This window comes from Streptomyces sp. NPDC047515, from assembly GCF_040643055.1.
GTDB lineage: Bacteria > Actinomycetota > Actinomycetes > Streptomycetales > Streptomycetaceae > Streptomyces.
On the sequence record NZ_JBEYTM010000002.1, the window covers coordinates 183962 to 199289 of the forward strand.

General features: G+C 71.8%; 7 protein-coding genes. 1 reads left to right on the forward strand and 6 read right to left on the reverse strand.

The genetic code is table 11. The features are described from left to right. Positions 1 to 220 precede the first annotated feature (220 nt). The gene (locus ABZ826_RS02235) at positions 221 to 4051 is read left to right on the forward strand and encodes a multifunctional oxoglutarate decarboxylase/oxoglutarate dehydrogenase thiamine pyrophosphate-binding subunit/dihydrolipoyllysine-residue succinyltransferase subunit (RefSeq protein WP_361440843.1); all 3831 of its coding nucleotides are present in this window, start codon (positions 221 to 223) and stop codon (positions 4049 to 4051) included. Positions 4052 to 4163: 112 nt separating this feature from the next. Here ABZ826_RS02235 and fxsT read toward each other — a convergent pair whose 3' ends face one another. The 6 genes from fxsT to ABZ826_RS02265 all read right to left on the reverse strand — a co-directional run bounded on the left by fxsT (position 4164) and on the right by ABZ826_RS02265 (position 15265). After that, positions 4164 to 7157 carry an FxSxx-COOH system tetratricopeptide repeat protein gene (gene fxsT / locus ABZ826_RS02240; protein ID WP_361440846.1) on the reverse strand — a complete coding sequence of 998 codons (2994 nt, stop codon included), beginning with the start codon at positions 7155 to 7157 and terminating at the stop codon, positions 4164 to 4166. Between the two features lie 81 nt (positions 7158 to 7238). After that, a complete protein-coding gene (locus ABZ826_RS02245; protein WP_361440849.1) occupies positions 7239 to 8630 on the reverse strand; it encodes an HEXXH motif-containing putative peptide modification protein in 1392 nt (463 codons plus the stop codon). Then, positions 8627 to 9784 carry an FxsB family cyclophane-forming radical SAM/SPASM peptide maturase gene (locus ABZ826_RS02250; protein ID WP_361441141.1) on the reverse strand — a complete coding sequence of 386 codons (1158 nt, stop codon included), beginning with the start codon at positions 9782 to 9784 and terminating at the stop codon, positions 8627 to 8629. Before ABZ826_RS02250 ends, ABZ826_RS02245 begins: the two co-directional genes overlap by 4 nt. Before the next feature lie 238 nt (positions 9785 to 10022). Then, a complete protein-coding gene (gene fxsA / locus ABZ826_RS02255) occupies positions 10023 to 10220 on the reverse strand; it encodes an FxSxx-COOH cyclophane-containing RiPP peptide (RefSeq protein ID WP_361440852.1) in 198 nt (65 codons plus the stop codon). Between the two features lie 331 nt (positions 10221 to 10551). After that, on the reverse strand, positions 10552 to 13905 hold the full coding sequence (locus tag ABZ826_RS02260; RefSeq protein ID WP_361440855.1) for an SAV_2336 N-terminal domain-related protein: 3354 nt from the start codon (positions 13903 to 13905) through the stop codon (positions 10552 to 10554). 328 nt (positions 13906 to 14233) lie between these two features. Next, complete coding sequence (locus tag ABZ826_RS02265; protein WP_361440858.1) at positions 14234 to 15265, reverse strand: MoxR family ATPase; 1032 nt, start codon at positions 15263 to 15265, stop codon at positions 14234 to 14236. Between the last annotated feature and the right edge of the window lie 63 nt (positions 15266 to 15328).

The following is a 15328-nucleotide window of genomic DNA, read 5'->3' on the forward strand; positions in this document are numbered from 1 at the left end:
CTCTTCAACGGGTACGGTCCACGGGGTCGTAGCCGCGGTGCCGCGTACCCGAAGTGAGGCGGAACAATGCTTGTTTCCCGCCATTTCCTGCGCCGAAACCCGCCTTCCGATGTGACTTGCGCGACGAAGAGCGGCCCGGCCTGCGTGGAACGGCTGGGGAGGCGTAGCCTTGATTTCCGCTGTCCATCACCTTGTGAAGCGGAAGAGGGCGGTTGCCGCCGTGTCGTCTCAGTCCCCCAGTAACTCGAGCATCTCGACCGACCAAGCCGGCCCGGGTTCCGACCCGGCCGCGGCGTTCGGCCCCAATGAGTGGCTCGTCGACGAGATCTACCAGCAGTACCTCCAGGATCCCAATTCGGTCGATCGCGCCTGGTGGGACTTCTTCGCCGACTACAAGCCGGGTACGTCCGGCACGGCGGACAAGCCCGTTCCCGGCGCCGCAGCCGCAGGGGCTGCGGTGACCCCGGCCGCCGCAGCACCGGCAGCCGCGCCCCAGGCCGCCCCGGCGCAGGTCCCGGCTCCGGCCGCGAAGACCCCCGCGCCCGCGGCCCCGGCGCCCGCACAGGCCGCTCCCGCCGCCGCTGCTCCCGCAGCCCCGGCGAAGGCCGCGCCGGCCCCGGCCGCGAAGGCCGCCGAAACCCCGGCCAAGCCCGCGGCGGCGCCGGCCACCGAGGCCCCGGCCGGCCCCGAGTACGTGACGCTGCGCGGCCCGTCGGCCGCCGTCGCGAAGAACATGAACGCCTCGCTGGAGCTGCCGACGGCCACGTCCGTCCGCGCCGTTCCGGTGAAGCTGCTCTTCGACAACCGCATCGTCATCAACAATCACCTCAAGCGCGCCCGGGGCGGGAAGATCTCCTTCACGCACCTCATCGGGTACGCGATGGTGCAGGCCCTCAAGGCCATGCCTGCGATGAACCACTCCTTCGCGCTGAAGGACGGCAAGCCGACCCTGGTCAAGCCGGACCACGTCAACCTCGGTCTGGCCATCGACCTGGTCAAGCCGAACGGCGACCGCCAGCTGGTCGTCGCGGCCATCAAGAAGGCCGAGACGCTCAACTTCTTCGAGTTCTGGCAGGCGTACGAGGACATCGTCCGCCGCGCCCGCAACGGCAAGCTCGGCATGGACGACTTCACCGGAGTCACCGCCTCGCTGACCAACCCCGGCGGCATCGGCACCGTGCACTCGGTGCCCCGCCTGATGCCCGGACAGGGCCTCATCATGGGCGTCGGCGCGATGGACTACCCGGCCGAGTTCCAGGGCACCTCCCAGGACACCCTGAACAAGCTGGGCATCTCCAAGGTCATGACGCTGACCTCGACGTACGACCACCGGGTGATCCAGGGCGCCGCCTCCGGCGAGTTCCTGCGGATCGTCGCCCAGCTCCTGCTCGGCGAGAACGAGTTCTACGACGAGATCTTCAAGTCGCTGCGCATCCCGTACGAGCCGGTCCGCTGGCTCACGGACATCGACGCCTCGCACGACAACGACGTGACCAAGGCCGCGCGGGTCTTCGAGCTGATCCACTCCTACCGGGTCCGCGGCCATGTCATGGCCGACACCGACCCGCTGGAGTACCGCCAGCGCAAGCACCCCGACCTCGACATCACCGAGCACGGCCTCACACTGTGGGACCTGGAGCGGGACTTCGCGGTCGGCGGTTTCGCCGGCAAGTCGATGATGAAGCTCCGCGACATCCTCGGTGTGCTGCGTGAGTCGTACTGCCGCACCACCGGCATCGAGTTCATGCACATCCAGGACCCGAAACAGCGCAAGTGGCTCCAGGACCGGGTGGAGCGCCCGCGCGCCCAGCAGCCCGAGCGCGAGGAGCAGCTGCGCATCCTGCGCCGCCTCAACGCCGCCGAGGCATTCGAGACGTTCCTGCAGACCAAGTACGTCGGTCAGAAGCGGTTCTCGCTGGAGGGCGGCGAGTCCGTCATCCCGCTGCTCGACGCGGTCATCGACTCCGCGGCGGAGGCCCGCCTCGACGAGGTCGTCATCGGCATGGCCCACCGCGGCCGCCTGAATGTGCTGGCGAACATCGTCGGCAAGTCGTACGCGCAGATCTTCCGCGAGTTCGAGGGCAACCTCGACCCCCGGTCGATGCACGGCTCCGGCGACGTGAAGTACCACCTGGGCGCCGAGGGCACCTTCACCGGCCTGGACGGCGAGCAGATCAAGGTCTCGCTGGCCGCCAACCCCTCGCACCTGGAGGCGGTCGACCCGGTCCTGGAGGGCATCGCCCGCGCCAAGCAGGACATCATCAACAAGGGCGGCACGGACTTCACGGTCCTGCCGGTCGCGCTCCACGGCGACGCGGCCTTCGCGGGCCAGGGCGTCGTCGCCGAGACGCTCAACATGTCGCAGCTGCGCGGCTACCGCACCGGCGGCACCGTGCACGTGGTGATCAACAACCAGGTCGGCTTCACCGCCGCCCCGGAGTCCTCGCGCTCCTCGATGTACGCCACCGACGTGGCGCGCATGATCGAGGCGCCGATCATCCACGTCAACGGTGACGACCCCGAGGCCGTCGTCCGGGTCGCCCGGCTGGCCTTCGAGTTCCGGCAGGCGTTCAACAAGGACGTCGTGATCGACCTCATCTGCTACCGCCGCCGCGGTCACAACGAGGGCGACAATCCGGAGTTCACCAACCCGCAGATGTACACCCTGATCGACAAGAAGCGCTCGGTGCGTAAGCTCTACACCGAGTCCCTCATCGGTCGCGGCGACATCACGCTGGAAGAGGCCGAGCAGGCGCTCCAGGACTTCCAGGGCCAGCTGGAGAAGGTCTTCGCGGAGGTCCGCGAGGCCACCTCGCTGCCGGCTCCGACGCAGACCCCCGAGGTCCAGCCCGAGTTCCCGGTCGCCGTGACCACCGCGGTCTCCCAGGAGGTCGTGAAGGTCATCGCGGAGTCCCAGGTCAACATCCCCGACCGGATCACCGTCCACCCCCGTCTGATGCCGCAGATGCAGCGTCGCGCGGCCTCGGTGGAGAACGGCACGATCGACTGGGGCATGGGCGAGACCCTGGCCATCGGTTCGCTGCTGATGGAGGGCACCCCGGTCCGGCTCGCCGGTCAGGACACCCGCCGCGGCACCTTCGGCCAGCGCCACGCGGTCCTCGTCGATCAGGTGACCGGCGAGGACTACACCCCGCTGCTCTACCTCTCCGACGAGCAGGCCCGTTACAACGTCTACGACTCGCTGCTCAGCGAGTACGCGGCGATGGGCTTCGAGTACGGCTACTCGCTGGCCCGTCCGGAGTCGCTGGTCATCTGGGAGGCCCAGTTCGGTGACTTCGTCAACGGCGCGCAGACCGTCGTCGACGAGTTCATCTCCTCGGCCGAGCAGAAGTGGGGTCAGACCTCCGGCGTCACGCTGCTGCTGCCGCACGGCTACGAGGGCCAGGGCCCGGACCACTCGTCCGCCCGCCCGGAGCGCTTCCTCACGCTCTGCGCGCAGAACAACATGACGGTCGCCATGCCGACCCTGCCGTCGAACTACTTCCACCTCCTGCGGTGGCAGGTGCACAACCCGCACCACAAGCCGCTGATCGTCTTCACCCCGAAGTCGATGCTCCGCCTCAAGGCGGCCGCGTCGAAGGTGGAGGAGTTCACCACCGGCGGCTTCCGTCCGGTGATCGGCGACGACTCGGTGAACGCGGACGACGTCCGCAAGGTCGTCTTCTGCTCCGGCAAGGTCTACTACGACCTGGAGGCCGAGCGCACGAAGCGTGGCGTCACGGACACCGCGATCATCCGTCTGGAGCGGCTGTACCCGCTGCCGGGTGCCGAGCTGCAGGCCGAGATCGCCAAGTACCCGAACGCCGAGAAGTACCTCTGGACCCAGGAGGAGCCGGCCAACCAGGGCGCCTGGCCGTTCATCGCCCTGAACCTGATCGACCACCTGGACCTGGCCGTCGGCGCCGACGTCCCGCACGGTGAGCGTCTGCGCCGCATCTCGCGGCCGCACAGCTCGTCCCCGGCGGTGGGCTCCGCCAAGCGCCACCAGGCCGAGCAGGCCCAGCTGGTCGCCGAGGTCTTCGACGCCTGACCCGCTGCTGTACGCACCAGGGCCCGGTCCCGCGAGTTGTTCGCGGGGCCGGGCCCTTCGGTCTTGGCCGACGCCGTGCGGGGTGCTGCCGGTGCGCGGGCAGCGCCTCTTCTCAGACGATCGGTGGCTCGAAGTCCCAGTACGGGCGGTTGCGCGAACGGGCCGAGACCGTATGGACGTGCTGGGCGCCGAGGGTGGTCGCCAGGTCGCCCAGCGCCTCGTTCTCGACCTTCTCGGCCCGCTGCCGCTCCCGGACGCCGCGCAGGTCCGCGGCGTGCGCGACCCGGGCGGAGAGGGTCAACGGGTGGGTCCGGCCGAGGGTCTCGGTGGCTCTGGCGATGACCGAGTCCGTCAGCGTGGCCGCGGATTCCGGGTCTCCCACCAGGTTGCGCAGCGCCGAGGCGTTGATGGCACACCCCAGGGTCCAGGGGTGGTACTCGCCAACCGCCTGTGTCAACGCGGCGAGGGCCCCTTCCAGCAGTGCGTGGGCGTGGTCCCGCTCGCCCACGTTGCGCAGGATCAGGGCGTGGTTGGCCCGGGTTCCCGCCACGAAGGGGTGGTCCTCGCCGAGCATGTGCACATAGCCGTCGACGACCTTCTCGCTTATGCCCCTGGCCTGGTCGATGTCCGCGTGCTCGCGGGCGAAGCAGCTCTGGCCGGCCGCGAACATCATGGTCAGCGGATCGTCCTCGCCCAGCACCCGTTCGCATCGCTCCAGCACCCGGGTGAACAGGGCCGAGGCCGTGGCGCGCTCTCCCGAGCGGTAGTGGCACAGTGCGAGGTTGTATTCGGCTCCCAGGGTCTGCGGATTGTCGTGGCCCATGACCAGCCGGTGCACCCGGACGCTCTGGTTCTGGAGCGACAGCGCGTCGCCGTAGCGGCCGAGCAGGCGCAGGTCGATGGCGTAGCTGGTCTGGGAGGACAGGGTCCAGTTGTGACGCTGGCCCAAGAACTGCCGACGGGCTTCCAGGGTTCGCTGGTTGAGCTCCAGCGACTCCTCGTACCGGCCGAGCAGCCGCAGCGAAACGGCCAGGTTGTTCTGGGCGTTGAGCGTGCGTGAGTCCTGGTCGCCCAGCAGTTCACGGTAGGCGGCGAGGACCCAGCCGGACATCTCCAGTGCCTCGTCGTACCGGCCGAGGCCCCGCAGGTCGGCGGCGAGGCCTCCGGCGGCGCGCAGGTGCTCCAGGTCCTGTACGCCGCGCTCGGTACGCAGATGGTCCACGGCGGCGCGTTCGATCGCTTCCGTGCCGGCGTAGTCACCGACGGCCCGCAGCAGGTTGGCGTAGTGGTAGCTGAGGTCCCAGATCCTGGCGTGATCCTCGCCCAGCAGCTCCCGCCAGGCCTTCATGGCGCGTTCACCCAGCTTGATGCCGGCCCGGTACTCCCCGGAGAGGTACATGTAGCGCAGGCAGTTGAGCACCAGGGTCTGCACCGCCGGGTCGGTGCTCTTGAGCACGTCGGCCCATTTCAGGTGCGGGGTGATCTCGGCGTAGGCGGGCCACAGCCGGGTGTCGGTGGGCCTGCCGGGGTCCGCGGCCGCGAGAGCCCGGCGGACCACGTCGATGAACTCCTGGCGGTCCCGTTCCGTCATGTCGTGGCCGACGATCTGGTGGACCATGCGGTGCATGTAGAGCGATTCGCCGGACGACGCCTCGTCGACGGCCGATTCGTGGGACTCCAGCCGGACCACGGAGTACTGACGGAGCTGGCCGATCGCCTTGTTCCACAGCAGCGGGTCGTTCATCAGGCCGGAGACCTGTTCCGGCAGCTCACCGGCGGGCATTTCCTTCAGCAGCCGCACGGGGATGGAGCCGGGTGCGAAGAAACTGCACAGTCGGAGCAGGTCGACGGACTCGGGGACGGTGTCCTTGAGCTTGTTCAGCAGTATCGACCAGGCGGTCTGGAAGGCGAGCGGAAAGTCCGCGGAGACCTTGACGACGTCCTGGTCGATGCCGCCTTCGAGGAGTTCGATGTACTCCTCGACCGACAGGTCGGAGTCGTTCAGCCAGCCCGCGGTCTGGTCGAGGAGCAGCGGGAGGTCTTCGAGCGTGTCGGCGAGCCGGTCCGCCTCGGCGGGGGTCAGGCGCGGGGCGCGGCGCCGGATGAAGGCGACCGACTCGTCCCGGCTGTAGACGGGTACCTCGACGAGGTTGCTGTTGTGCTCGCCCCACTCCGGGTTGCGCGAGGTGATGAGGACGTGCCCGGGACCGGTCGGCACGAGGTCCCAGATGTGTTCGGGCTCGTCGGCACCGTCGAGGACGAGGAGCCAGTGGGAGTGCGGTTCGCCGCGGCGCAGCGCGTCCCGTACCGCGCGCAGCCGCTCGCCGTACTCGACGCCGGTGGACAGGCCCAGTTCGGGGGCGAGTTCGGCGAGCCTCTGGCGGTAGAGCGCGCGCCGGTCGGCGGGCACCCACCAGACCACGTCGTACTCGGAACCGAAGCGGTAGACGTACTCCGCGGCCAACTGGGTCTTGCCGACGCCGGACATGCCGTACAGGGTCACGACCCCGGCGCCGGGGCCGGCGTCCTGGACGGCCCGGTACGCCTTGTTGAGCAGTTCCTCACGCCCGGTGAACCGGGTGTTGCGGCGCGGTACCCCGCCCCACACCTCGGGGGTGTCGGCCGGGTAGCGGGGGCCCGGCCGGGTCTCGGCGGAGGCGGGCAGCGGGTCCGTGGGCAGGCCCAGGCGGGTCAGTAGCCGCCGCTCGGCCTCGTCGGCACCGACGTTGGTCAAGTCGGCCGCGCCGAGGACGGAGGTGGCCCCGGGCAGCGCGGAGGTGGTGACGGAGACGGCGGCGAAGCGGTCGGGATCAGGGGCGACGACCTCGCGCAGAGCCCTGTTCCACTCGTCGTGGCTACGGGGTCCGAGCTGGAAGTACCAGTCGCTGAGGATCACCAGAACCTGGCCTCGGGACAGGGTCAGGTCCCGCAGGGACTCCTCCAGCGGGATCTCCACCGGGGGGTCCCAGCGCTGCTGGACCACCGTCACTCCACGCCGCTCCAGACGGTCCGCGATCCACGCCGCCCAGGCGCGGTTGAAACCGGCGGAACTGATGGTGACGGTCTGCGTCCCGGTTGCTCCAACTTGCTTACGCGTTCCGGGCATTCAACCGTCTCCCTGCCTCGATGCGAGCTCTTTCAACATACACCGGAGCATGGTCGCTCCAGCCGGTGTCGCGGGGGCTGTTCACTGTGTTCGCGAGCCGTTCCTCTGCTGCCATATCACCTTGGTGGTGGCCACGTACGCCTGCGCCCGCGCGAGATGACCCGTCGGGGGCGGACAATCGTCCAGACGGTGGTAGAGCGTGATCATCTCGTTGACCAGTACCCGGCCTTCATGGGTCAGTGCCGCCGATCCCGCCAGCACGGGCAGCACGGCACCGACCTGTTCGCGGCAGCGGGCATGCTCGGCCCACGCCAGGTCGCGGTGGGTGACACGCTGCGCGGCGAGCGCGAACCGCTGCCAGTAGTCGGCGAGCGCGAGGTGCGAGTAGGCGCCCTGGAGAAGGCCGTCGAAGGGGCGCGGGTCGGAGCGCCAGGGAGCGAAGTGACGCGGTGCGGCGTCCTCGTGGTGCAGCGGTGCGAGGGAGCCGAGGGCGGCCAGTTTGGTGTGCTGGAGTTCATGGACGAGGGTCGAGACGAAGTAGGCGGGGGTGGCCGGTCTGCTGCTGAGGACGGCGCCGAACGCCTCGCGCCTGGTGCCGCTGCAGTGCGCCGCGCCCTCTCCGACGGGCCCGGAGCCGGGGGGCGGGCCGAGCGGCACCAGGCAGCGCAGCAGGACGACCGCTTCGGTGAGACGGTGTGCGCCGCCGATACGGAGCAGGGGCCCCACCCCGGACCAGGACTCGGCCCAGGCCTTGCGCTCGTGGTCGTCGATGTGGGTGGCGGCGCTCAGTCCGTGGCGCCGGAGCCCGGCCCCGTCGGTGCGGTACGGATCGACGTCGTCCAGGGGTACGGTTCCGACGCCGCCGGGCACGGCGGGCAGGGCGAACACGGGCAGCCAGCGCGGGTCGGCCGAGGAAGTCGTTCCGTCCGGTTGCGCGTGTGCGGTCAGGGGCGGCCCGCCCGCGACCGCACGCATCGTCAGGTCTCCGCCGCGGAAGGCGATGTCGACCGGGCCGGACGCCGTGCGCAGGGCGCCCAGAGTGGGCAGGGACAGCAGTCCGCCGTGAGCGGCGAGGCGGGCCGTGAACTCGGTTCCGGCACGGATCGCTGCCGCGGCCGCAAGAGCGCTCAAGTGGTGCAGGTCCGCGCGGAGTTCGGCTCGGGAACCGGCACCGGCGAGGCCGCGCAGGCAGCGCTGCGCCCAGGGGCCGACGAGGGGGTGGAGCAGGACGGTGCGCACGGCGGCCCGGTCGGCGCGTTCCGCCGTCTCCAGCAGAGCCCAGTCCTGACGGATCCGGTCGAGCAGCCGGGGCGGGCGGACGGTCGTGGGGGCCGCCTCGGCCGCGTCGAGCACGGCACGCAGGAGGAGGAGCCGTCGGGTGTCCTGGTCGCGTACGAGCAGGTGGAGGGTGTCGGCCCCGCCCTCGGTGCGGCCGAGTTCGTGGAGCGCGTGGTCCGGGAGTGGGGGGATCATCGGTGTTCTCCTGCGGTCGCGTCGGACAACCGGCCCGCGATGTGGCGTACCAGCCGTTCGAGATCGGCGCAGTAGACCGACGGGTTGGTGAAGCCGTGGGCCGCGTGGTAGCGGTGTGCGTAGTGGCCGCCACCGCAGACGGTCAGCAGCGGACAGGCGCGGCAGGCGCCGGCGAGCGCGTCGGCGCCTGCCTGACGGGCGGCGACGCCGGGGTGGCGCAGGGCGTCGTCGAAGGTGTGGCGGAAGATGTCGAGCCCGGTGGCGGCGGCCGTGTCATAGGCGGACTTGAGGGAGTCCACCTGTTCGATCGTCCCGTCGGTCTCGACGACGATGGCGTTGACGGGGTCGAGGCCGAGCGATTCGGTGGCGGCGGGCAGACCCAGCAGCAGGGCGAGGCACTCCTCGAAGAGCCGCACCCGGGTCTCCCGGCGTCCGGCCCGCCACCAGCGGTCGAAGACGGTGGTGAGCCAGTCGCCGTACGGGGTCGGGCGGCCCGATCCCGGCCCTGCGGGGGTCGCCCCCGCGACGGGCAGTCCCGGCGGGGGGTTCGTCCAGTTGCCGTGCGGCAGCAGCAGGTCCAGGGCCGGCGGACGCAGGGCGAGCAACGACTCGTACGTCTCGATCGGGTCGGTCCGGGGGTCGACGACGGTGAGGACGCCGCCGTACACGCCGGGGTACCGGTCGGCCAGGAGCCGGGCGCCGCGCGAGGCGGCGGGCCAGGAGGGGCGTCCGGCGCGGTCGGTGCGCCGGGTGTTGTGGGCGGCCAGGCCGCCGTCGAGGCTGATGCCGACGCGTATGCCGTGCCGGGCGAGAGCGGCGACGCGCGCATCGTTGAGCAGGGTGCCGTTGGTCTGCACGGTGGCGTGGACGGTGCAGCCCGCGGGCACCAGGTCGCGGACCCGGTCGGAGAGGGCGGTCAGCCGGTCGACGCCCGCCAGGAGGGGTTCGCCGCCGTGCAGGACGAGGGCCGCGCCGCTCAGTCCGTGGGCCGCCGCGTGTTCGGCGATCCGCTCCGCCGCGCGGTCCAGAACGGCGGGTGCGGCGGCGGCCGGGCGATCACGCCAGGTCCGGTCCGGGCCCTCGTAGAGGTAGCAGTAGCGGCAGGCGAGATTGCAGCGGCCGTGTACCTTGACGATGAACTGGCCGAAGGGCAGCGGGGTCCGGCCGTCGGCGTGGGGCCCCGGGCGCCGGGGCGTGCGCGGCGTCGCCTGTCGAGACACTCCGGCACCCCCGTGCTGCACGTCTCCGGGGTCGGCCCCCGTTGTCGGCCCGTGGCGAGTATCCCTGGTCTGCCGTGCGGGCAAACCGGTCCCGGACCACGATGTCCTGTTCAACCGGGCCCCGGACCGAAATCGTGCGGCCTCTTCCGGCGAGGCGGCCCGGCGACCCGGCTCAGAAGGCGTTGGTGAATCCCCACAACATCTCCCGCGGCTGTTCGGCCCGGCCGCGCAGGTCCGCGACCACTTCGCAGAGCACCGGGTGGTTCAGTGTCCGCAGGGCCTCCAGATCGAGCTCCAGCAGATCCGGCAGTGCATCCGGCCCGTTGGGCGGTCCCTCGTCCGGCCCGCCGTCGCGTATCGACTCGCTCATCATGTCTCCCCGTAACCGCCGCATCGAGCCGCCCGTGATGTGCTCGCCCTTGAGCGCATCCCGTCGAGCCCGCGTCCCTGACACGCGTGTCCCTGCTCGCACGGCACCGGCGCCCGCGCCGCGTTCGCCCCTGCCGCTCCACGAAAGGTGCCCGCACGCCCGCCCATGGCGTCGATGCGGGCCGTGGACACCCGTCGCTCCTGTACCGATGCCCCGCTCAGCCAGGCATACGCCTGACTGGGGGCGCCGCCGACCGGCGTCGGCCGTACGCCGGTCGCACACGGCGCGCATCACCCCGACGTCAGATCGCCGAATGCTCTCCGTCGAACAGTCAGCGCTCCAGCTCCGCCAGCCGCTCGGCGGTCGACTCGCCCGCCGCGCCGCCGCCGTCCGGCAGTTTGCGCCATTCCTGACGGGCCGCCCGGTACGCCTCGCGTGCGGCCCGAGGGCGTCCCGCCCTTTCGTAGGTCATACCCCGCCAATGGTTGGCTGTAGCACCCAACTCGACTGCTTCTTGGCGCTGTTGCGGACCGTCCAACTCCGCTTCTGCCGTGCGGGCCGCCTCGGCGGCGAACCGGAACGCCTCGGCCGCCTCGTCGAGCCGGGCGGGGCGGCGCAGCACCCGGGAGGCGTCCAGGTGGGACAGGCCCAGTTCCAGCCAGCAGCGCGCCGAGGTCAGCGGGTCGGTGGCCTCCTGGGCGGCGAGCCCGAAGAGATGCTCGGCCTCCCGCAGGTCGACCCGGTCCTCGGTGGCGCGGTGCCGCAGCATCAGCGCCCGCCCCAGCATCAGCAGCCGCTCGGCCTGGCGGGTACCCCCCGTCGCGGTCTCCGTACGGCAGTCCCGCAACACCCGTACCGCGGCACCGATGTACGCGCGGCCGTCGGGCAGTCGGGCGCGGCGCAGCAGCGTGCCACCCCACTCGGCGAGCAGATCGGCGTGGGCCTGCGAGTCGCGCGGGACGCCGCGCGCGGCGCGGGCGAACCAGTCGGCCGCCTCGACGAGAGCCTCCGGGTTGCCGGTGTGCTCGTAGCGCGCGACGCGGACTCGGCCCGCGCGGGTCTGCAGCAGGGCGCGCTGCCGCTGCTCCCGCACCGTCTCCAGGGCCTGCTCGATCAGCGTCGCGGCCTCGTCCGGTTCCTCGCCCGAGCCGAGCAGGGCGTCCACCAAGTCCAGCAGGATGCGTATCTCGGTTCCCATGGTGTGCCGGCCGCCGCTCTGTTCGAACGCCGTCCGCAAGGAGCGTGCCGCCTGACCGGCGTACACCCGGGACTGTTCGGTGTCGACGGTGGCCCCGGCCAGTTTCAGCAGGGTGCGGCCGTGGGCCAGCGGCAGGGCGGTGGGCCGGTTCTCCTGGTCGGGCCAGACGTCGGCGAACGCCTCCAGCATGCCGTACGCGGCCTGCAGCAGAGCGGTGTCGCCGTCGAGCCGCCACTGCGCCTCCAGGGCCCGGACCCGCTCCAGGGTGAGCCGGAGTGCCTCGGCCGGTTCCAGACCGGGGTCAGAGCAGGCTGCCGTGTACTCGCGGTCGGCGCGGCGCAGCAGTTCCAGCGCGCCGCGCCGGTCGCCGCGCCGCCGCCGGTCGTCCGCCGCGGCGTGCAGCACCTTGGCCAGCACGGCGCGTTCGCGCACCGCTCCGGGGTGCGCGACGGCCCGTTCGGCGGCGTACTCCGCCTCGCGGAGCAGCTCGGCGTCCCCCTGCACCTCCCACAGCCGCAGGACGCAACGCGAGTACTCCGCCCACAGCTCGGGGTCGGTGCCCGGCGCTTCCTCACGCTCCGTGGCTCCCCGCAGCAGCTGCACGGCGTCGATCAGGTACTGCACCATGCTGTCCGATTCGAAGTGCCGTACCAGGACACGGGCGCTCTCCACCGCCGCGTTCGGTGTCTGGACGGAGCCTCGGTGGGCGTCCCGGCCGCTCTCCCTCACGAACTGCTCGGGCAGGGGCATGAATCGCTCCAGTACGCGGACCGCGACCTCGGCGAAGGGGTGGGGGACGTGCGACCCGCCGCTTGTGCCGCCCTCCCCGTTCTCGTCACCCTCTTCGAACTCCCCGTCGGGCGCGCCGTTCCCCATCGTGTCCGTGGTGTGGGTGGCCCGCGACGAGCCGTACCGGCCCTCGCCGAGCTGGGCGAAGGCCAGGGCGGGGAAGTTCGGCCCGCCCTTTCCGAAGCGCTGCTCGACGTACTGCGAGCAGTGCTTGAGCACGAGCAGCGCCTCGTCCCGGCCCAGCGGGCCGAGCAGCGCCTCCCGGACTCCGGGCGCGAACTCGTACCACTGGCCGCCGTCCTCGGCTCCGTCCTCGGCCTTGCTCCGTGAAAGCAGCCCGCTCAGCAGCACCTCGGCGAGTTCGGACGGCCCCGAATGGGGCAGCATCGTGCGCTGCACCAACTGCATCACCGGCAGGTACAAGGGGGCCGCCGCGAGATAGACGGCCAGCTGTCCGGCGACCGGGGAGGCCGCCGAGCGGAAGCGGCTGACCAACTGGAGCGAGGACAGCCCGTCGCCGGGACGCTGAGCGGCCGCCGCGGGCTGATCGGCCCGCACCCAGCCGACGGCTCCGGAGATCTGCCCCGCGCCGGTACCGGACAGCAGCCTCGCCCAGGCCGCCAACGCGCCCTCCACCGGCGGGAGTACGGGAATCGCCAGGGCTCCCGGATGCACGGCGGGCCCCGTACCGGCATGCTCCGTGACCTTCAGGACGGCGGCTCCGCCCGGGCCCTCGCCGCGGGACAGCGAACCGTAGGTGACCGGCAGCCTGGTCCGATTCCACATCCGCTGCGGCAGGGGCTGGAGCACGGCCGTCGGCGCCTGTCGGGCCAGCTGGTGCAGCAGACGGTGGGCCCGGCCGCTGTGCCAGAGCGGACCTGCGCAGTCGCTGACCAGTACGGTCACACGGCGGCCGGTCGGATCGCTCAGCCGGTCCGCGGAGTTCAGCGGCGCGGCGGCCGGATCGGGGCTGCGGCTCACTGCGGCCGCGCCGTCGGGCCCTTGGTGCAGATAGCGCACCTGCACATCCCGGAAGGCGCCCAACTGGCCGAATATCTGCTGGATTTCTCCGAACATCCGGTCCCACACCAGCATCGAGGACGAGGCGTCCATGACGCACTGCACGAGCGCCTCCCCTCGGGACGCGCCGCGGAAGACCGGCATGATCATCCCGCCGGACCGGGCGCTGAGCTCCGCGGTCGCCGTCTCGTCGAGGGTGCGGCGCAGCGGGGGAGCCGCCGGGCGGTAGCGCTGCAACGGGCGTAGGGCCCGCTGGAGTTCGAGCGGCGCGGGCAGGGCAGCGGCGGCGGGCACTCCGAGGGCGAGCGCCCTCGCCCGCCCTCCCCCGGTGGTGCCACGCCCGCGCCCGCCCGAGCCGTCCGGACGGGGACCGGCGGGCGGCCGCGTGCGGGGTACGGGGTAGAGATGGATCCGCCGGTCGTCGCCGCCGAGACCCTCCTCCTCCACCGGCTCGTCGTCGTCCGCCACGAGGGACGGGGCTTCGTCGCGGCCGGTCACCGACGAGGTGGGGCGCTCGGCCTCCCGGTTCTCCCGCGCCCGCGCGGAGTGGGGCGGCGGCCCGGCCTCGTCACCCTCGTCGTCCGGCGCGTCGGGGTGACGGGTCCAGCGGGCCAGCCAGAGAGCGTCGCTGAGCTGTTCGGCATCGGGGTCGAGCCCGGCCTCGCGCAGCCGGGCCACGAACGCGGGCAGCAGGCCGCCGCCGGACGGCAGGGAACCCGGGTGCCGCGCCGGTCCCGAGGCCGGTTCCGGTCCCGAGGCCGGTTCCGGTCCCGAGGCCGGTTCCGACGCCGTTTCCGGTCCCGAGGCCGGGGCCGACCCCGGGGCCGAGGCCGACCCCGGGGCCGAGGCCGGTCCCGAGGCCGGTCCCGAAACCTGGGCCTCCTGATCCTCCGCGGCCTCACCCGGCGCCTCGCCACCGTGAGGGCCCACGCCTGCGCCCGGACCGTCGTCGGGACCGGGCCCGCCATCCGGACCGCGCCGTGCCGCGCCACCGGCCATCAGCTCATCACCTCGGCCGGTCGAGTCGCTGGATGAGCAGGTCGGCGAGGCGGTCGCGGCCGGCCGGCGCGGCGGCGTCGGTGAGGTAGATCGCGTTCAACAGCTGGTCGGTGGCGAGGAGTTCGCTGCGGGAGCGTTCCAGGAAGTGGGCGATGAGATCGTCCCCGGAGCGCGCCGCCTCGTCGCCGAGGTGCGCGCGGACGAAGGTCGCGAGCCGCTGGTGGTCGGGGCGGCCGAGCTCCAGGTGGATGCAGCGGCGCATCAGGGGTGCCGGGAAGTCCCGCTCGCCGTTGCTGGTGAGCACCACGAACGGGAAGGACCGGCACTGCACCCGGCCTCCCCTCACCTTCACCTTGTTCCCGTCGTCGTCGAGCACCTCCGCCTCGCCGCCGGGCAGCCGGTCGGTGATCCGTTCCAGTTCGGGGATGGCGAACTCGCCTTCCTCCAGCACGTTGAGCAGGTCGTTGGGCAGATCGATGTCGCTCTTGTCGAGCTCGTCGATGAGCAGTACGCGCGGTCGGTCCGAGGGCAGCAGCGCGGTGCCCAGCGGCCCGAGCCGGATATAGCTGCCGACGCTCTCCGCCGATTCGACGCCGGTCACCCCGGCCGCCGCGCTGTGAGCGGCGATCTGCACGTCCTGGAGCCGGGCGATCGCGTCATAGTGGTAGAGCCCGTCCTGGAGCGTCGAGCGGCTGACGATGGGCCAGCGCAGGACCCGGCCGAGCCCCAGCTCATGGGCGACGGAGTGGGCCAGCGTGCTCTTTCCGGCACCCGGGCTGCCGGTGACCAGCAGCGGACGGCGCAGATAGAGCGCGGCATTGATCATTTCGAGCTCTTCGGCGCCCGGCCGATGGAGTTCGGCGAGGTGCCGGTGGCCCCCGAGGCGACGATCGGCCGATCCGTCCCCGCCGTGCTCGTCGGGCTCCGACGCACCACGGCCCGCGAAGTCCCGCCACGGCGGCGGGGGCGGCAACTGCTCGATGCCTTCGTGCGGTTCGCCGGCCCCTCGGTAGATGAGCCACTCGCCTGGTTCACTCATAGCGTGTTCCTCGTCGTCACTCGTCCGCCAGGGGAAGCAGTCGAACGTGCATCACGGTAGCGA